17 protein-coding genes are annotated in these 18,906 nt (G+C 57.6%); 2 read left to right on the forward strand and 15 right to left on the reverse strand.

All coding sequences use genetic code 11. The features are described from left to right. Window positions 1–40 precede the first annotated feature (40 nt). Window positions 41–205 carry a hypothetical protein gene (locus ACVMB0_RS00865; RefSeq protein ID WP_461344978.1) on the forward strand — a complete coding sequence of 55 codons (165 nt, stop codon included), beginning with the start codon at window positions 41–43 and terminating at the stop codon, window positions 203–205. A gap of 203 nt (window positions 206–408) precedes the next feature. Here the strand turns inward: ACVMB0_RS00865 and ACVMB0_RS00870 are convergent, their stop codons facing one another. Then, on the reverse strand, window positions 409–786 hold the full coding sequence (locus ACVMB0_RS00870; RefSeq protein WP_461344979.1) for a nuclear transport factor 2 family protein: 378 nt from the start codon (window positions 784–786) through the stop codon (window positions 409–411). A 1,501-nt stretch (window positions 787–2,287) separates the two neighbouring features. Here ACVMB0_RS00870 and nodU point away from each other — a divergent pair. Then, window positions 2,288–4,066 (forward strand): nodulation protein NodU, encoded by a 1,779-nt coding sequence (gene nodU, locus ACVMB0_RS00875; RefSeq protein ID WP_461349567.1) that lies wholly within the window; start codon window positions 2,288–2,290, stop codon window positions 4,064–4,066. 113 nt (window positions 4,067–4,179) lie between these two features. Here the strand turns inward: nodU and ACVMB0_RS00880 are convergent, their stop codons facing one another. From ACVMB0_RS00880 to ACVMB0_RS00945, 14 genes are all read right to left on the reverse strand, one after another. After that, a complete protein-coding gene (locus ACVMB0_RS00880; protein ID WP_461344980.1) occupies window positions 4,180–5,937 on the reverse strand; it encodes a phosphoenolpyruvate hydrolase family protein in 1,758 nt (585 codons plus the stop codon). A 104-nt stretch (window positions 5,938–6,041) separates the two neighbouring features. Next, complete coding sequence (locus tag ACVMB0_RS00885) at window positions 6,042–6,326, reverse strand: ATP-binding cassette domain-containing protein (RefSeq protein WP_461344981.1); 285 nt, start codon at window positions 6,324–6,326, stop codon at window positions 6,042–6,044. Window positions 6,327–6,417: 91 nt separating this feature from the next. After that, complete coding sequence (locus ACVMB0_RS00890; RefSeq protein ID WP_461344982.1) at window positions 6,418–7,245, reverse strand: HAD-IIA family hydrolase; 828 nt, start codon at window positions 7,243–7,245, stop codon at window positions 6,418–6,420. Beyond that, window positions 7,238–8,008, reverse strand: coding sequence for an SDR family NAD(P)-dependent oxidoreductase (locus ACVMB0_RS00895; protein ID WP_461344983.1), 771 nt, complete (start codon window positions 8,006–8,008; stop codon window positions 7,238–7,240). The genes ACVMB0_RS00890 and ACVMB0_RS00895 overlap by 8 nt, the downstream gene beginning before the upstream one ends. Further along, the gene (locus tag ACVMB0_RS00900; RefSeq protein WP_461344984.1) at window positions 8,005–8,946 is read right to left on the reverse strand and encodes a ribokinase; all 942 of its coding nucleotides are present in this window, start codon (window positions 8,944–8,946) and stop codon (window positions 8,005–8,007) included. Before ACVMB0_RS00900 ends, ACVMB0_RS00895 begins: the two co-directional genes overlap by 4 nt. Window positions 8,947–8,962: 16 nt before the next feature. Beyond that, entirely contained in the window at window positions 8,963–9,211 is a 249-nt protein-coding gene (locus tag ACVMB0_RS00905; protein WP_461344985.1) for a hypothetical protein, read from the reverse strand. Window positions 9,212–9,835: 624 nt separating this feature from the next. Beyond that, window positions 9,836–9,997 (reverse strand): hypothetical protein, encoded by a 162-nt coding sequence (locus ACVMB0_RS00910; protein ID WP_461344986.1) that lies wholly within the window; start codon window positions 9,995–9,997, stop codon window positions 9,836–9,838. Window positions 9,998–10,309: 312 nt separating this feature from the next. After that, window positions 10,310–11,191, reverse strand: a complete 882-nt coding sequence (locus ACVMB0_RS00915; RefSeq protein WP_461344987.1) for a pantoate--beta-alanine ligase — start codon at window positions 11,189–11,191, stop codon at window positions 10,310–10,312. Between the two features lie 167 nt (window positions 11,192–11,358). Beyond that, the gene (locus ACVMB0_RS00920; RefSeq protein WP_461344988.1) at window positions 11,359–12,837 is read right to left on the reverse strand and encodes a pentapeptide repeat-containing protein; all 1,479 of its coding nucleotides are present in this window, start codon (window positions 12,835–12,837) and stop codon (window positions 11,359–11,361) included. Between the two features lie 852 nt (window positions 12,838–13,689). After that, window positions 13,690–15,402, reverse strand: a complete 1,713-nt coding sequence (locus tag ACVMB0_RS00925; protein ID WP_461344989.1) for a dipeptide ABC transporter ATP-binding protein — start codon at window positions 15,400–15,402, stop codon at window positions 13,690–13,692. 148 nt (window positions 15,403–15,550) lie between these two features. Then, window positions 15,551–16,267, reverse strand: a complete 717-nt coding sequence (locus ACVMB0_RS00930; protein ID WP_461344990.1) for an ABC transporter permease — start codon at window positions 16,265–16,267, stop codon at window positions 15,551–15,553. Then, entirely contained in the window at window positions 16,264–17,253 is a 990-nt protein-coding gene (locus ACVMB0_RS00935; RefSeq protein ID WP_461344991.1) for an ABC transporter permease, read from the reverse strand. Before ACVMB0_RS00935 ends, ACVMB0_RS00930 begins: the two co-directional genes overlap by 4 nt. Beyond that, window positions 17,225–18,559, reverse strand: coding sequence for an ABC transporter substrate-binding protein (locus tag ACVMB0_RS00940; RefSeq protein ID WP_461344992.1), 1,335 nt, complete (start codon window positions 18,557–18,559; stop codon window positions 17,225–17,227). The genes ACVMB0_RS00935 and ACVMB0_RS00940 overlap by 29 nt, the downstream gene beginning before the upstream one ends. After that, on the reverse strand, window positions 18,513–18,842 hold the full coding sequence (locus ACVMB0_RS00945) for a hypothetical protein (RefSeq protein ID WP_461344993.1): 330 nt from the start codon (window positions 18,840–18,842) through the stop codon (window positions 18,513–18,515). The genes ACVMB0_RS00940 and ACVMB0_RS00945 overlap by 47 nt, the downstream gene beginning before the upstream one ends. Between the last annotated feature and the right edge of the window lie 64 nt (window positions 18,843–18,906).

The following is an 18,906-nucleotide window of genomic DNA, read 5'->3' on the forward strand; positions in this document are numbered from 1 at the left end:
CCGCCGGGCCGAGGGCGCCGATGGACGAAGAGGAAATGCCATGCCGAATCGTAGATGCGACACCATAACTGGTGCGGCAAAAGCCCTGCGTGCCGCTTTCGCCGCTGCCGACGTGAACGCATTAATCAAAAAAGAAGAGCAAAGGCGCGCGCGCCAGGCGGCAGGCAAGCTCGTCCGCTACGCGTCAGATCAAATAACAAAATGAAGAGCCGAAGAACGCGTATGGCCCCATCCTATGGCCCGTCTCGTCTTAAAGAGGAACAGCCTACAACTTAGGAAGTTCGTGAAAGCCCCTGAGCAAACCGCATCTTTATGCACCTGCAATTGCACGGCCGAATGCTGATTTCCGCTTGAGGTCGTTACTCAATTCCCGAACTGCGCGACGCCGCGTAGTGTTCGGTTCGGCCTTCAAGTTGGATTGGCGGATGAGTGATGATGCACGATCTTCCATGTGTCGCCCTGACGGCGCAGTACAAAGGAGAACCGCGCCGGCGTTGATTGCTGATGGCCTTTCGATGTCTGTGAAAAGGCATAGCTACCCACGACCAGGACAACGTCGTGCGCCAACGTGACAGAGCGCCAGACCCCCATTTTCACACTGGCGCCGCCACGAAAGTAAGTGGCTATCTCTTTGGCCCCGATATAGAGCTTTGCACTCGATGTACCCTGCAGCATCGCATCATCTGTGTACAACGCAACCAGACAATCCGGCCTATGCCTGTTGAAGGTTCGCTGCCAGAGCTCCAGGAACTCCCGGATATCTGTCGTCAATGAGTCGCTGTTCACTACTGACCTCGATCTGAAGAGTTGATGGTCGGAACGCAGTTTTCGATGACGGCAAGAGATGACAGCAAGACCGGCTGCACGCAATCAAGCGCCTGACCTGACTTGCTCACCGATGTTGAGGAGAACGCAGCGATTGAGGGGCGGGAGTGGAGGCTGACAATATTGCATGCGCTGTCAAGCGAGGGCCCGCGACGCCATCAGACGCCATCAAGCGACAATGCGTGTTCAAGGCCAAAACCGCCTACGCATCGCAATGTCCGACAAAGGCGCAAGGATAGTTTCGACCAGGAATATAGCACAAAGCCGCAGCGAGATGCTACTGCGCGTCGCGCGGCATTCTGAACTCGTCGGTCAATCAATCTGCCTAGCAAAGGCAATTGACTAGCTCGGTCGTTGCTTACGTTGTCAAGATCCGATAACCGCTGTAGTTTTATTTTGCCCGGCTACGATTGTCTCAAGCCAGATTGTCGGGACCGCGGGAAAAGAGAAATGCAAAAGGGGCGCGCCGTGTGGAGACTAGGCGCAGAGATGCTCAGCTCAATCAAGTTGACTGCAGGCGGGGCCTCGCGGCCCCCTCTTAAGCGGCTGCCGTCAAGCATGGGACGACCAAGGCAGCTCTGGCGCGGAGGTATTTGCGGGGTTCGCACTTGCACGGCGCGCAGCTCCGTGCGACGCGCTAACGTAACTCCGAGCAGCTGCCGTTTCTAAAGTCGAGTTACGCCCCGTCTCGCTCCGCCCGCCCTGTCGGAGATTCGCGCAAACGCATTCTCCTGAATCGTCATCGTCCCTTGAACCAGCTGCATGGCGTCAAAATGCGGAGGCGATTGGCCGGAGCGTCCGCTGAACCGCAGATGTCCAACGTGGTCTCCATCACATCAAACAAAGCTGCCTCGCGCGCTGTCAACAATTGCGGCGCGCCACTGAAGTAACCGGAGCGTCTGCAACGTCACTGTCAGCCTCAGAACATCCCGTTCTCTACGCGACACGCGCTGGATAAGAATAAGCTAAGAAAAGCAGCACTGGCTGTTGGCACGCTCTTTGAAACGACCAACGGGTCCGGTTCTGTGAAGAGCCATGCGAGAATAGGAAATGCTGCCAGAATGCGCCGATCTGATGAAGCGAGCGAGTGCCTCCGCGTGACAAAGAACAAGAGCGTTGACGCGCATGCTACACATTGACCCGCGATCACGAAGCTCAAAGCCGCATTACAACGCAGAACGGCGACCTCGATCCCGGCGCACTGCCGGGTCGCGAACGCGACATTAGTCGGGGCCCCCGATTTCGGTCGGCGCAATTGTGCACCACGCTCGCGCGCCATCAGCAATCGGATCTCTGACGACGGAATCGGCCGTGGGCATGCGACCGCAACCAATGGTGATCTCGGTCTAGCCCGAGCGGCCCGAGAATGAGCCGGGACAACGACGATTGCTTAATCGCATGTTCTCGACCTCTAGACTTGACCTTTAACTCATCAAATTGCCGGCATCAAAGTGGAGGCATTATGCTTATCTGCGGTATCAAGCTGACGCATGACGGAGCGGTCGCGCTGATCGAGGACGGTCGGCTCGTCTTTTGTATCGAACAGGAGAAGCGGAGCAACAATCCGCGCTATCAAACGATAGACAATCTCGATGCAGTCGTCATGGCCTTGGCAGAGCACGGTCTGGATGTGCAGGACGTTGACCAGTTCGTCGTCGACGGCTGGCTGGGGCAAGTGGAAGCTCAATACAAACTCCGCAGCGGAGCGGCTCCTATCACGCTCAAGGGGGCGTCCTATGTTGAACCTCATCCCGAGGCCCTTCTCACATCTCGCGATGGCGTTGGCCTTAGGCTCGACGGCAGGGATTTCCCCTATAAGAGCTATCCTCACGTGGCCAGCCACGTGGCGGCCGCATACTGCACCAGCCCGTTTGCCAAAGCCGGACAGCCTGCTTTCTGCCTCGTGTGGGATGGGGGCACCTATCCACGGCTCTATCATGTAGAACGCGGGGGCGCCCGGTTCATCGACAGTTTATTCCCGCTGTTTGGGCACATCTATGCCGCTGCGGGCCTTCATTTTGGGCCATACAAGCGGGCTAATCGCACCAATTGGGACCTGGGTAAACCCGGCAAGGTGGATCCAGGTGGCGCCGGCAAGCTCGATCTAGGTGTCGCCGGCAAGCTGATGGCCTATATCGCCCTCGGCTCCGTCGACGAAAACATCATCAAGGTCTTTCAGGAGCTCTACAAAGAGCAATTTGAAGCTGACACCAAGCGGGAGAGTTACCGTACAGATCTCGGGAGCATGGAGTTTGAGCTTACGACCATTCACGACTTCTTCGACGCAAGCGCGCCGCGGTTGACGGCCAAGGCGGCTGAGGATGTGCTCGCATCCTTTCATTGTTTCCTCGAGCGCCTGCTCGTGCACAAAATGGCGAGTGCTTTGCAACGGCAGTCCGGTTTTTCCACTCGCAATTTGTGCATAGCAGGCGGCTGCGGCCTCAACATCAAATGGAACAGTACACTACGTTCGGCAGGACTGTTCGATGCTGTTTGGGTACCGCCATTTCCAAATGACAGCGGCTCCGCGATCGGTGCAGCCTGTTGTGCAATGGTAGCGGACAAGGGCCTCGTGCCGTTGCAGTGGTCGGTCTACAGTGGTCCGGTGCTGCAAGGTAGTGATGTGCCTCCTGAATGGGATGGTTCGCCCTGCAATATGCATGAACTGGCGACTATTCTCGCCAGCGACAAACCCGTGATTTTTCTTGCCGGTCGCGCCGAGCTTGGGCCTCGGGCATTGGGTAGCAGGAGCATTCTTGCAGCCGCAACATCGCCGGGAATGAAGAACTATCTCAATGACATCAAGCATCGCGAGCACTTCCGGCCAGTTGCGCCGATCTGCCTGGAAGATCGCGCGCCGGAGATTTTCAGCCCAGGAACGCCGGATCCTTACATGCTTTTCGATCATCAGACTCGACCAGAATGGCGGGACAAAATCCCCGCTGTTGTCCATCTCGACGGATCTGCGCGACTGCAGACGATCAGCAGGACCTCGCAACACAAAGTCGCCGAGCTTCTGGTCGAATATGAAGCGCTGACGGGCATTCCGCTGCTTTGCAATACGAGCGCCAATAATCATGGGCGTGGGTTTTTCCCTCATCTGGCCGCAGCCTGCAAGTGGGGCCGCGTGGAGCACGTATGGTGCGATGGAATGCTATGGAGGAAAACTTCCCAAGCCAGCGATGTTGCCGGCGGTGTTTCACCCGAGATCAGCGCAGCTCCACGGCAGCAATCGGCCTAGTCAAAGGGAGAGCATCTGGTTGGTTGGGCCGCCGGTCGCCATGACAAGTATTCACGCCTCTGGAGGGGACCGCTTCCAAATCGCTTGGCTGAGCAGACTGAACGGCTGGACTGCTACTCTAAGATCCGCAGCTTCTTGATCTTGTTGTAGAGGGTTTTTCGAGAAAGCCCGAGAGAACTCGCTGTCTTTCCGCGATGAAGCCTGTTTCGCTTCAATCCCTCAATGATCCACTCCCGCTCGGAGAATGCATTTTTTGGCTTAGTGGTGGGTACGGACGTGTTCAACAGTGGCCTCAGGATGCCCGCGCTGATATGCGCATCCGGAAGCGTCACCAGCTGGTTCACGATCTGGCGCAATTCCCTGAGATTGCCGGGCCAATCATGGCCAGCAAGCGCCAAAAATGCCGAGTTTTCGAGCGCGAGCGTTTGAGCATTTGAGTCCCCCTTTGCCTCGACCGTGAAATGCTGAACCAGCTGGGGAAGGTCCTCCAATCGGTCTGGCAAGGCGGGGAGCTTGACGTCGAGCCCCGCAAACAAGGCAAGCAGGCGGGGACACAGCATTGTTTGGAGGCCAGCCCCGCGAGCAACCGTGGCAGTTGCGACGATTCGAGCACTGGAGCGCACAATAGATGCGCCGTTCAAGGGCGCGAAACTGCCGGTCTCGAGGTAATCGGCGAGCCGTTCCTGGCCATCACGCGAAAGCTGATCGAGATGCAGCAGCAATACAGTCGTATCGCTTGCACTTTCCAGCAGCGACAGTTGGCGCCTTCTGTTCTGGTCGCGCTCGGCCCCGAAAAGCGCTCCGACCGTATCGATGGCCGGACCGGGTCGGCATTGAAACAGCGCTGCGTTCGCGTGCTTGCGATCGCTGAAGGCATGGACCAAGCTGGCTATCCTTCGTTTGCCCGACCCGGGCTCGCCCCAGACGAGCACCGGACTTGAATGAGAGGCTAGACGCTTCGCGGTCTCAAGAACACGTTTCATGACTGACGACTGCGCGATGATGCCGTGCCTGAAGCCGCTCAATTGGAGTTGGCGCTCGAGGAGGTCGACCTTCTCCCGCAACAAGTGAAGGCTCTTAAATCCCGAGGTGATCTCAAGGACCGACATCTCCAGGGGGACCCGATCGAGCGAGGAGCCCCCGATGAAACCCTTGACGCCCGTCTCGCTGCAGATATCCAAGAGTTCGTCCGGCTTTGTTATCGGCCCGCCGCCAAGGAGGCAGATCACGTTTCGGTCGACGGATTGAGCCACACGCGCGACTGCGCTCGTGCGCGCGGCAAGCTCCGACAGGCTAATCGATGGGTCAGATGCGCTTTCAACGCCACGGTTGAGATTGAAATTGATGCAGATGGCCTGAGTACCGGCTTCAACCATGCGCCTTGCTTCGGACTGGGTCCGTGTATAGGCGATGGTCATCAGGCCACGTTTTGCGGCCTTCACCAGCAGCTCTATTTCGCGGGCATAACCCAGGCCCGATTTCTCAAGCAACGATCTCCTGTAGTCATCAATGTGAATGACGGAAGGAAAGTTAGTGACTCCCGCAAAACCCCATCTGCCGATCCGGTCGAGCCAACGATCAATGTCGAGCTGCGGATCAAAGGTACAAGCGCCGAAGAATACCGGCAATTTCGTGCTGGGCAGGATCTCGGTCCGACCGAAGCCGGCCACGAAATCGTTGGTATTGCGGATTGGCAGGATTGAAGCGGGCGAAGAGCCGCCCATCGCGCGGAATCGACCGGCATTGAGCGCGAGGACGAAATCTGCTCCTGCTCGCTCGGCCGCTCTTGCGGCCATGCCTGATCCGATGCCCGCCCCCAGCACAAAGGAACGGGAGTTCCGGAAGAACTGCTTGATACCGTCTCCCTTCACCTCACCCGCCCGTGTCTAACGACCGAGTTTGCTGCCGGCCAACACCAGATAAAATTAGCTCCATTTTCCAGGCGCTTGCAACCGTCGCAGGGCTTTTCCGTTGATCATGAACAGATGGCAGTCCGCCGGGAGGCCGCAAGGCGAACGTTGCCGGATCTATTGAGCAGCTCGGGGGCTGGCGCTTTTGCCATGACAGACTCTTTTCCGGCGCTGCCGTAAATGTAGGTGACGCTGCCGAGACAAAGGACCATCCCGAGGTTACGATCAGCCGCGTCAACATCGTTGACGACCTGATTATCGATCAGCAAGCGCCCACCGCCAATCCGCTCCAGCCCGCCAATCATGCGCAGCAGCGTCGACTTGCCAGACCCGGATGGCCCGACGAACACGACGAATTCGCCACGATTGTCAGGTCGATATTCCGCAGGATCTGGATAGTCCCGTAGGCCTTGCTGACGCTTTCGAGACGAACATCGGCCATCACGCTCTCCTCTGTCGTGGGGTTCCAACCAGCCCCGTCGGAACCTCAATCTCTCCCAGGCTCGATACGATGAAATCTGGTCGCGCGAGTGCGGGATCCTCTCGGGGCGGAACGCCGGTCGTGACCAGCACAGTCGGAAGACCAGCTCCCTTACCGGCCTGAATATCCGTCGCAATCTGGTCGCCAATCATCAGTGTGGCGCTGCGCACCGTCCCGAGGCGGGAAAGCGCAGTTTCGATCATGTGCGGTTCAGGCTTCCCAACGATCAGGGGCTTGGTCCGGGTGGCTGCGGCCACCGCGGTAATCATTGCTCCTGCCCCCGGCTCGAATCCATTGGCGGTCGGCAAGAGGAGATCAGGGTTGGTGCCGATGAAGGCGGCCCCGTTCAAGATCGCCTCAACAGCAATCCGCATCTTCTCATGTGTGATGTGGCGATCGAGGCCCATCACGACGATTTCCGGTTCTCGGTCAGTAACGTCCAGCCCGACTGCGGCGACCGCATTCGAAAGCGAGGCCGCGCCCATAACATATACGCGTTTCGCGTCCGGGTAATTCGTCCGCGCGAGCTCTGCGGCCGCAATCGCGCTGGTAACCACTTCGTTCGGTCCTATCGCAAGTCCAAACGCTTCCAGCTTGTAGACGACGTCCTCCGGCGTGTGGGTCGAATTGTTTGTCACGAAGCAGAACGGCAGCCCGGCCGCTTGCCATCGACCAAACGCTTCTACCGCATCGACGATTGCGGCATCTCCGCGATAGAGGACGCCATCGAGATCCGAAATGACCCCCGCGATAGGCGGCCAATTGAGGTGAGAGCTTGGGCTAACCATTCATCAGCATCCCGCCGTTCACATGAACGATCTGCCCTGTCATGTAGGAAGCTGCAGGACTGGCAAGGAACACCGCAAGCCCTGCGATATCGTCGGGCACTCCAACACGTCCCAACGGAATGCGGCCGCTGTGGCGCGCTTCGGTCTCCTCCCGCGGGCGACCGTGCATGGGAGTGTCAATAATGCCGGGCGCGATCGCGTTCACATTGATGCTAAGGGGCGCACATTCGTAGGCAAGCAGTTTGGTCACGTCGTGAACGATTGCCTTCGAAAGACAATAGTCGCTTCCGCCAGCCTGGTAGTTGAACACTGCGCCTTGCGAGGACAACGAGGAGCCGACATTGACAATGCGGCCGCCCCTGCTTCTCATGAAGCGCTCAATAACCAGCTTTGAACAGCGCAGGACAGCGACCGAGTTGATCTGGATCGTACGTTCAATTTTCTCGGAGTTTCCACCGAGCAGCGCCTGAGCGGATTTAATGCCTGCATTATTCACCAGCACGTCCAGCCGACCAAAGTGTTTGGCAATGTCTTCCAGGACCCGCCCGATGTCGTCCTCGCGCGCGACGTCCATCGCCATGGGAAGTATGCCGTTACCATAGGGCAGCCTTGGCAGAGTGTCTCTGAGGTTCTCTAAATTAGCATCGGTGGCAACGACGTTCGCGCCTCCCTGGCGAAACGCATTGGCAATGGCAGAGCCAATACCGCCGCCTGCGCCGGTGACGAGCACCGTTCGGTCGGAAACTGAGAACTGTTCGGTCATTCCAACTCCAAGATCGTTTGAGACTGAAGAAACTCATCAACTGCCTGAGCCGTCGGCATTGAGCTTTGAGCGCCGCGCCGTGTTACGCACAAGGCTGCAACCGCTAGCGCCTTTCTAACTGCTTCCTTAAGAGGCAGCCGTTGAGCGAGCGATGCTGCGAATGCTCCGTTGAAAGCATCTCCCGCGGCCGTGGTATCGACCACCTTGACCGGAAAGGCTCGCAGAGAAAAGGAGCCTGTACCGTCGGCATAGTAAGCTCCCTGTGCTCCGAGGGTGATCAGCGCGGCGCCCGGACCGAGATCAAGCAGCTTTTCCGCTGCGCGTGCAGCACTCTCGAAGTCGCACACGTCAATGCCGGTCAACTCGAAGGCTTCCGTCTGGTTCGGCGTGACGAAATCAACGTTTCTCCATGCAGTCGATGGAAGACCTGGTCTCACCGGGGCCGGATTGAAAATAAGCTCGAAGCCTTTCTCACGCTTCATCTCGAACAGTCGGTTGAGTGCGGCGATCGGCATACCCATTTCTGCGACGACGATTGCGTCGCGCTCTATGAATTTGGTTGCGCTCTCGATCATGTCAGGCCCCACCTTCGAATTGGCGCCCGGGTCTATGACGATCATGTTGGAGCCGTCGTCAGCGACCATAACCACGGCCAAGCCCGAGACTTCGCCCGCACAGACCGTAATTGCCTCAGTGCGAACGCCGGCTTCCATAAGTGATTTTAACAGCGACTGACCGGCATCATCATCACCGAGATGCGTGTAGAAGTGTGGTTTTAGGCCGAGCCGGGCGGCCGCGACAGCTTGGTTGGCGCCCTTTCCTCCGGGGTTACGGGTCAACGCACCCATCAGGCTTTCACCCGGCGTTGGAAGCCGCTCGACATTGAAGCACAGATCGAGATTCGTCGTTCCAAAGAACATCAATGGCCTGGCATTCATTTTACCGCACCGAAGGTTAGGCCGCGTTCGAGGTGATGTCCGTCAGCTTCTCGAATTCCGGCAACTGGGCTGCCACCGCGTCCGCATACGGATGAATGTCATAGGCCCAGACAATCGACGCGCCTTCAAACTGACGCCAGTTGATCTCGTCCGCCTTGACTTGGGTGAATCCTATGACCGTTCCAGCCAAAGGCGCAACGCAGATGAGAACGTTACGGGCAAGCCCCATGTAATAACCGCGAAAGGCGGCGAGCTTCCTTGTCATCATCCCCTCCTCTGGGCTCGTTGGGCCACATACCCCGCGCCCTCCGCGTCCAATGCCGAGGCGCAGGGATGCTAATCCGTCACTTTTTCGCCCTGAGCGCCTTTTCAAACGAACGTTGAGTAACATTGGGTAAGATCCAAGTTCACGCTCAGTGCAGACGGATCGACCCAACTAGACGACCGGCATCACGGTCGCATTCCGTGAAACACGTCGCTTGCCGAATCTGGCCGTCGAGACATTGTGAGACCATCGACCTCGGTATGATATTTCGCGGCACCGAGCATTTGCTCGAGGCCATATTGCGCGTGCCAATGATAGCGCGCTCCTTTGCCCCCGAGCCGCTCCCTTGCTTCGACAAGACCCGTACGGGCTAAGCGGAACCCGGCGTTGCCGCCACCTCACCTGTGGTTACTGGCAGGTCTGGAGAACCACGTATTCTCAAGCATTTTCAGAACTTTGGAAGCCGACAACAGTGGCATCGCAATTCTATCTTTTTGCCTATGCTGAGATATCTTGGATAGGGACTACGGCTTCGGCGAACATCCCGTTCTCGGGGAAGACGACTTCGATCGAAAAGCTTAGGAAAGCAGCAGACATGCCCCAATTGTGCCGAGACGTAGAATGTCAGCCGGCAACGAGCGCTTTACCTGCCCTTGCCGTAGCGAATTGACCCTTCTGTTCATAACCGCTCGAGCAAATCCATAGGCTGTCGTCGTGAAAGCGCTTGGCCTCGCTTACACCGGCTGCTGGCGCGATATGAAATCCATCATCAACGCGCTCGCTCATGAACGCTCGTTCTGCACAGATTACTGCTTGCCGACTTGGGCCCCGACAGGTCGCGATTCAGCGCTTTGAGTTGCCCCGGGGCGGGACTACGAGCGGATTAATCGAGAGCATATCCCACAAGATCCAGCAGCAGCAGGGATCGCATTTGGCTTCTCAAATCGATCATGTTCGGTGGATGGCGATAGCTTAACCTTATAGCCGACCAATGCGCCTGGCCTGGAGGCGACGTAAAACGAGGTAATCATCAGGCACCTACATCCACTATGGGCGCCAGAGCGACAGTATTTTCCATAAGTACGCATAGTCGCGTGGCTACTGCTGCTCAGGCAAATCAATCCAGACGTCCGGAGGACCATTCAGCAGCGTATCTTGATCTGGAACGTAAATGCTATCAAAGACTCTGAGGTCATGAGCCATTGCCGCCGCAATCATTATGAAGGGGAGCTTGACCTGCTCCAGATTTTCAAAGCTATCAGCGTCAACGACGCGGATGAAATCGAGTTTGAACTTTCGGAACGCCACCAGAGATGCGGCTGACATTATCAGATCCTTGACGCGCGAGACTCCTCGGGCGACCTCTTTCCTCGAATGGTCGAGTGCCATGAAGAGACACGACAGCTCATCAAGCTCGGAGCGGCTAAATCGCCTCAAGCGCGACGAAACTGGCACTCCGTTTTTGTATCTCACCGTCGGCACGAACCGTATCTCGCTGTCAAGAAGTAGGTCTGCGACGGCGCGCTTCACCAGAATCGCCTGACCGATATCCTTAAGGCCGAAGTAGCTGCGAGTTGGGCGCGCATAGCAGATCCAGCGGATTGCGCCGGTAACAGCTTCCTTCAAATACGCCTCAGGCCCATCTAAGCGCAAATGATAGTCTCCTTGCGATATAAACGTTCGGTAGCCAGTCGGAAACATTTCGGCGTCGTTCGAGGAAATCACGGCTGTTGCTCCCGCACGCAGGGCAAGGCCAATATCATCATCCAAATTGAAATCGTAGTTCCCACCCGGTCTAAGCTGGATCTTGTTCGGATACACCGTGACAATTGCGACGTCATTCTCTGATGCCGCTCTTCTGATTAGTTCTGCATGCCCACGATGCAGGGCGCCTAGAGTGTGTACCGTTCCAATCGTTTGACCCGTTCTCGCCACCTCCCGGATGAAGGCTTTGCCCGCTGAAAGACATGCCAGATGCATCTTCTCGCTCCAATTTCTTCGAACGCACAAGCAGCCCTTTGACCAGTCAGATCGCAGAAGGCCAGCCTATGGTGTCAACCAACCGCGCATCCCAACGGGTTGTCAAAGAGGTTAAACGCTCTCTCACAGCACGGACCAAGCGGCAATCTATTCCAAGATGCCGGACATCAGGTTGAGCCTTCGCGATCACGCCTTATCAATGAAGAGAAGTTAGCCAAATAGCTTGATGACTCGCGCAGCTGATCGCCCTTGAGACCGGTCTGAAGTCCGGGACACCGGTCCGCAAAAAACGGTGGCTCGAATGTGGTGATCTTGGCACCCGAAAAGTCGACCTTTACGAAGCTGGCCTGGAACGGCGATATCCCACTCAGGTTCGCGTCGCGCAATGACGATTGATTCATGCGAATGTATGCGACGCGCGCTGCCTCCAGGTTGCTGTTGGTCAATCCCGCCGCCAGATATGCCTGAACGAGATTGGCTCCTTCGAGATTAGCGTGATCCAATGCCATTGATTGCGGAGGATCACCGGTAATCATCGACCTGTAGAGGTACGCCTGCGAGAAGTCTGCATTCTCAAGGTCGCAGTCGCGCATGAACGCGCAGCGGCCATGAAAGCTCGTGAACTTAGCGGCTCGCATCGTGCTTTCTGTGATCGAAATGCCTTCGCCTGATGCCCGGGACAGATCCGCTCCATCGAGCTGACAAGAACGAATTGACGCACCGTTCAATACGGCGCCGATGAGGTTCGCCTCGGACAAGTTTACGGACAGGAACCGCGCCTCGGTCAAATCGGCCTGCTCAAGCTGCGCCCTTGAAAGATTTGATAGGTGCAGATCAGCGAATGGGGCACTCAGTGCCGTTGCCGTAATCCGGCCGCTCACCTTTGAGAGTCTCAGAAACGGAAGATGAGCGCCTTCCAGGACAAGACCGTCGACCGAGGTGGGACGCACGATCGATAGACAGTCACCCTTTGACTGCAAGAATGAGCAAGCCGCCAGATACGCCTTCGTGATCGTGACCTGGCTCAATTTGGCAAAGCGAAAAGAAGCGGAGGAAAGGAAGCACTCGTTAAGAGTCGAGCCTTGCAATTCCGCCCCATCGAATACAGCATGACTCGCGTCACACTGATAGACGAGAAGTCCACTGAGCATCGCGTTGTCAAAACGCGCTCTTTTCATGCTGCAACCGTGGAACAGACCGCCGGTCGCATCAACTACGTTGCGCAGACTGGCATCATCGAAGTTACACACCTGGGCCGCAATCGCGTGCATATACGCAAAGTCCAGCTTTGCCCCACGGAAGCTTGCTCTCTCTAGCCCGGGACAGATCAGGTTCGCTCCAGAAAGGTCTGCCCGATCCAGCTTTGCTCCGTAGAGTTGCGCGCGATTGAGGGTACAGCGCCGCAACGGAAAATCGGATAGATCGAGACCGCTGAAGTCCTCTGAGGACAGCTGCAATCCAATCCCGGTCCTCCTGATCACATCCTCAGTTCGTCTCCCCACGGCCGCCACCGCACGCAGCCGATCAGCAGCTCGACTCCAGTATCGAACGAACTCTCCATCCGATGAAAAATTGTCTGTCGTCCCGCTCTGGTCTGAGTCATGATTCGCGCTGCACGCGCAGTTGGCGCCGATCGTTTGCGACATGTCGACGATTCCGTCTTGCCCGGATCACGAGTGGGCCTTTTTAGCACTTGTTACAGGCAAACGCCGCTACGCCATGCGATTTGTGCCACCGCCATCTGCCAAATCAAAGCTTCGACGTGCCGATGACGTCACATGTTCGCGGCGGGCCTTCGCAGCCATCGGCCGTGCGCTCGTCGACTGAATGTACCATAGCCCTCCACCACCGCCTTGTTGCGATTGTTACTCACCGCGGCAGCCGAGGTCACCAACGCAAGCTCGTTGACTTTGCTGATCTGCCCAAACACGCGCTTCGTCTCGATACGCCTCTCCCAATCGAATTCATCCGTCAACCGAATGCGAGAAGCTCCAAATTTTGCTTCTTTCTCAGAATGAAGCCACGGCCGAAAGCGATCGCTTATGCAGCGCCGTACTCGGCATTGCCTGAGCAACGACCGTGCCAACCGATCAGCTGCAATAAGGGCTGAATAAATGCGATGAAATCGAGATCGCCGGATCGCCCCCCAGTTGTTTTGAAACTGACAAAAGCTGCCTCTTGTCGGGGATCGCACCAGGTTCCAAAGGATATCGTAAAAAGCCGAGTTCCGAGTTAGCTCGCGAGACGGCGATGGCCGACAAGGCCTGTCGGCACATAGTCAAGGAATTCGGCACGTTCCAATCGTCGGGTTCGCGAACAGGAAGTGACCGAGCTCGCCTGGCCCGCTCCGCGCGCCGGCCGCCCCACCGCGAACCGCACACTGTGCTGGCGGAGCGATGAACGAGCGCGTAATCGTGACCAAACCGGCGCGCAAAATGGTAATACCTCCGCGATCGACGATCAGCTATTTATGACCCAGAAGTCGAGTTCGGCAGCATTCAGGCGATGCCTCTTTCGAGAATCGTTGACGAACGACTTATCTCGGGACCGCGCACAAGACGGGGCATGGCGGCGATAAGGCTCCTGGTATACTCAGATCGTGGATTGAGAAATATCTCTTCAGTCGCGCCACAGTCGACAATTCTCCCTTGGCGCATCACGATGATGCGATCGCTGATATGACGAACAACACCGAGATCATGGGATATGAAGAGATAGCTCATGCCGAGCTGGCGCTTCAGATCGCCAAGCAAGTCTAGGACCTGGGCTTGGATCGAGACGTCGAGCGCCGAAACCGGTTCATCGCAGACGATCACGGCAGGATTTGGCGCGATCGCGCGGGCGATCGCGACGCGCTGGCGCTGACCGCCCGAGAGCTCGATCGGTCGCCGGTCGAGCAGGGTCTTGGATAATCCCACCAGCTCGAGCAACTCGATGACTCGCTCCTGACGATTGCGCGACGTCTCGACGTTGCTCAAAAGGCTGTCGGATAAAATGCGACCGACCGTCCAGCGTGGATCAAACGAGCTAAGAGGATCCTGGTAAATGATCGATATCGACCGCCGGCGAGCCCGCCGTTCGCGTTCGGCAAGCATGGTCCAAGCCCGGCCCTCAAACTGAACGGCTCCCTCGTCGGGTCCTTCAAGCGCCAGGACCATGCGCGCCATCGTGGACTTTCCTGACCCGGACTCACCCACGATGCCCAAAGTCTCGCCGGATCGCAATTCAAAGGAGACGCCGTCGACAGCCGCCCGTGCAGTACCATCCGGGCCCTTGAATCGCTTCACCAGGTTTGTCGCTTCGAGCACGATAGGGCGAGATGTCTGCGGCGATTGCACGACTGGCTCCGTTTGCTCGCCAATGGTCGATGATGAGAGACGCGAGCCACGCGGCCGCCCCGACGGCACGGCGTCCAGCAGCTGACGAGTATAGGAGTGTCGCGGATCTCCAAATATCTGAGCGGCGGTACCGCGTTCGACCACCTCGCCTTGACGCATGACAAGGACCTCATCCGCCACGCGGGAGACCACTGCCAGATCGTGACTGATCAGGATCAGAGCCTTACCTCGCGTTTTGGTTTCCTCGAGCAGTGCCAACGCCTGAGCTTGCGCTGTCACGTCGAGCGCGGTGGTCGGCTCGTCGGCGATGAGGAGTTGTGGATCGAGCGCAAGTGCTGCAGCGATGAGAGCCCGTTGGCGTTGACCACCAGACAATTGATGCGGCAGTTGCTGGGCCTTGATTTCGGGCTCAGGGATGCCGACGAGCTTGAGGAGAGCAATCACGCGCTGTGTGAGCTCCTGGCGCGATGACACGGCACCATGCAGGCGTAATCCCTCACCAATCTCTTTGCCGACCCGCCGAAGCGGGTCCAATGAGACGAGTGCATCCTGCAGTACGAAGCCAATCCCACTGCCGCGAATGCGCCGCCAACCACGATCGTCAACGCCGATCAGGTCCGTTCCATCGAAGCTCAGTTGGCGTGCATGGACCCTGGCGTGGCGACCGGCGAGGCCTATGAGCGCCCGCGCGGTCACGCTCTTGCCTGAGCCGGACTCACCGACGATCGCAAGGCATCCCCCTGGTCGTAAGGAGAAGGAGACATTGCGCACGACCGCTTTCGCGGAGATGTCGCGCCCGAAGGAAACACTCAGAGAATCGACGGTGAGGAGATCTGCCTGCTGCGAGACAGGCTTGAGATGAACCTGCAGCATTCAACTTTTTCCTTCCAGGCGGTCCTGCAGGTGGCCTCCGACAATGGTGAGGCTGAGGGCAAAAATCGTCACGGCCAGTCCGGGTATGATCTCCAGCCACCACGCATAGATCACATAGTTACGGCCGGCATTGAGCAGGGCGCCCCATTCAGGTGCCGGGGGAGCAACGCCGAGACCCAGAAAGGCAAGGGCCGGACGCCCAGATAATCGCTTGACCGACCCCGATCGTCACCATAGCTGTCAGCGGGCTCATCGCGTTCGGAAGAATATGCCTCCAGACGATACGTGGAAACGGATGTCCGAGGGCCTTGGCTGCCTCCACGTAGCCGGTCCCCTTGATAGAAAGCATCTGGCCCCTGATCATGCGCGCATAACCGGGCGCCGTGCCGATTCCGACGGCTATGACCTCAGTCAGCACCGATGGCCCAAACACGGTCACGAACACCAGGGCGAGCAAGAGCGTGGGAATTGCGAAGAGCACGTCGAAAATCCGGGTGAGAATGCTGTCGATCACACCACCGAAAAGTGCGGCGGTGACGCCGAGAATGAGTGCAACTGACATGCTTAGCGCGGTCGCACCAAGTCCGATGGCAAGCGATTGTCCAGCCCCCTCCAGCACACGGGAGTAAAGATCCCGGCCCAATTGATCTGTACCCAACCAATGGACGATCGAAGGCGACTGCAATGACGAGCTCAAATCGATAGCGAGCGGGTCGTGCGTCTGCAGCGCCTTTGGCGCGATGGCCACGAGGGCAAAGAAGCCAATGATGGCGAGCGAGGCAGCAACCCGGAAGGGAATATTGCACAGGAATTCCAGGAGTTCTCCGAGCGGCCGAGACACCGTGAGTTCTGCGGACCTGCTCATGCCAATTTCATCCTCGGGTCAAGCATCCGATAGGCCAGATCGACAATCACACTGACAAGGACGAACAGGCCGGCAGAGATCAAAACAGCTCCCGAGACGATCGGAACGTCCCGCGAGGACGTCGCGGCGACGAGAACTCCGCCCAGGCCTTGACGGGCGAAAACGACCTCTATCAAGATCGCCCCCGAAAGAAGCTTGCCAAGAGCCCAACCTGACAACGTAATGCCGGGCAATGCGGCATGACGCAGGACATGGTGAAGTCTGACGCCGACATCACTCATACCTCGAGCTCGCGCGGACGTAACGAAGGGCTGCTCGAGCACGCGCGTGAACTCGTTCAGAACGACTTGTCCGAAAAAGCCCGACAATTCGAGCGCCAGTGCAAGGGTTGGGAGAACAAGTCCCATCGGCGAACTTTCGCCGACAACGGGAACAATCCGCAAGTTCACCGCAAAGACGACAAGCAGAATCGTAGCTAACCAGTAAGGCGGCACGGTTGCCAGGAAGATTTGCGCGCCGCTGAGCAGCTTCGACCATATGTTGTCTCTGCCGGCGATCAGCAGGGTGGTCAAGATGGCAATAGTCCAGGCCATCAGCAGCGCGGCGATCGCCAGAGCAATAGTCGGACCAATCTGCTCTGCGATGATCCCTGCGACGGGTCGATGCTGCTGGTATGATTCACCAAGATCTCCGTGCAGCATTCGCCATATGTACTTGGCGTATTGAACCACGAGCGGTTGATCAAAGCCGTATTGCGCATTGATGGCTGCGAGCTCCGCCGGAGCCGCCGGACCGACGTTACCACTCCGTACATTGATGATGATCTGCGCGCGATCGCCGGGCAGCAAACACTGAATTAGGAACGCAAATGTTGCCGCAGCCCAGACGACAGCCACGCCGGAGAGGATGCGGCGCGCGAACCAGACAAGCGGACTATCGGCTACGCGCTGCACGGCCTCATTTCCGTTCATCAAAATGAGCATCATAGAAGACGGGCTCGCCCACTGACCCGTGGTCCAACCACACGTCTTTCAGATTGGGCCTTGTGGCCAACGTCACGTCCAGCACCGTGAAGCCGATCACAGCAGCCTCATCCACGATCTTCCGTTCCGCCTGTTGATAAAGACCGGTACGTTCAGCGCTACTGAAATCTTGCTCCGCCCTTTGGATCACCTCCCAAAGCGCCGAATCCTGGAAGCGCGACGGATTGAATCGATTGGGTTCACCATTCTGGTCCGGCTTCCATGAAATTCGGAATATCTCGGCGCCGGGTGCAACCCAATAGAGCAGCACGATTTCATAATCATCGGGGCCAAGGTTTCTTCCGGCGAAGAAATCAGCGGGATTAGTAGGTTGAAGACGTACGTCAAAACCGGCCGCCCTTGCCTGCTGTTGGATTACTTGCAAGGCTTGCTCGCCATCGGGCTTCAGAAAAGCGCTCGAATAGGAAATGCGTACCGTCAGTGAATTGCCGTTCTTGACACGGACGCCGTTACGGTCGGGCCCGGTCCAACCCGCCTGATCAAGCAGCTGATTGGCTTTCCGAATGTCGTACGCATAGGCCTGCCCGAGTTCGTGCAGGTATTCCGGCGAGCTTTGACTTAGTGCACCGTTGCCTTCAAATGGCAAAGAGCCAAGGAAGGATGTGTCAACCGCGGCCTTTCGATCGGTAGAATAAGCAAAAGCCTTGCGGACGAGCACGTCGTCAAACGGGGGCCTGGCCGCATACAACGCAAGGCGTAGAGGGGTGCCGCCGGTAATATGCCGCAATACTGCAAAGCGGGAATTGGCGTCTTTCCATGCAATGGCCGGGATGTCATATATGGCATCGGTCTCGCCCGTGATCAGCGAGCCGTATCGGACAGTCTGATCTGGCAGAAACTTCCAGCTGATTCCGTCAACGTAAGCCGGGCCCTGGTGTTTGGCGGTGGCCGGCGCCGAATTGTAGTCGGGATTACGGCGGAAGGTGACTTCCCGCCCATGGCGCCACCTGTCGACGATGAAGGGACCCGAACCGACCGGGTTCTCGCAATTCACCGCAAGCCCACGTTTGAGCGCGGTTGGCGACAGAATGCCTTGTGACGATTGGGCGAACACGTTGAGCAAGGGCTCGAACGGCACCTTCAAGGTTACCTGCAGCGTCAGGGGAGCGATTGCATTTGCCGATTCGAAGCTGTCGCTAAGATAGGGAGCGGCAGTGGGATTGCGAAGATCGGGATTATTGCTGAGCCACCCGTTGATATTGTCAGCGATCGCCTGCGCATCGAGAGCAGTCCCGTCCGTGAACTTCACATTTGGCTTTATCTCGAATGTGTACACCTTTTTGGTCGTCGGAGATGGTCCAGGACTCGGCCAACCATGGTGCAATCTTGCCGTCGTCGCTGCGAGCAACCAGATTGTCGCTGTACTGGCGTTGCAGGTACCATTGCTGCACCCACCCGCCGAACAGGCAGGCAGGCTCTTGAAAATGCCCATAACGGATAACGCCTCCCCGCTTCTCGGCTCCCCCTTCTTGAGCCTGAACGCTGGGTACCCATTGAGACAGGCCTGAGAGCACGGCAAGGGTGGCCGCCATCTTTCTTGCTAGATGGTTCGACGAGCCAGTGAATCGCCTCGAAGGTCGCGCAGTCGGTAAAAGC

It is taken from the genome of Bradyrhizobium sp. USDA 4451, assembly GCF_054822585.1.